Source organism: Stenotrophomonas maltophilia group sp. RNC7 (genome assembly GCF_030910085.1).
Taxonomy (GTDB): Bacteria; Pseudomonadota; Gammaproteobacteria; order Xanthomonadales; family Xanthomonadaceae; genus Stenotrophomonas; species Stenotrophomonas sepilia.
Map to the genome: position 1 here is coordinate 1 of NZ_JAVFVN010000350.1, position 302 is coordinate 302.

Consider the following 302-nt stretch of genomic DNA (forward strand, 5'->3'; position numbering starts at 1 on the left):
ATCACCTCGGCACGCTCCTGCATCTTGCGCAGGTCAACGGCCGACAGTGCGCTGTCGGTATCAAAGCCGGTCGCGGTCCGATCAAGACCGGCCAAAGCGCTCTCATTGCCATCGCGCACCACCACGGTGCCGGCGGCGATATCCGAGTGGGTGGTGCTGCTGTCGTTCTTCTTCGTACCGCCCAGCAGGCTCAGCCCCGCACCGGCCGCGCTCCCCAGCGGGTTGCTGATGCCACCACCGCTGCTCATCCCGGTGCCGATGCCACCGCCACTGGTCTTGGCGCGGGATTCGTTCTCGATGTC

Annotated in this window: 1 protein-coding gene; it reads right to left on the bottom strand. The window is 66.2% G+C overall.

Annotation, left to right across the window (positions count from 1 at the left end; translation table 11 throughout):
- A partial coding sequence (locus RCF13_RS05895; protein WP_308140950.1) for a hypothetical protein occupies positions 1 to 302 on the bottom strand: 302 nt, incomplete at both ends.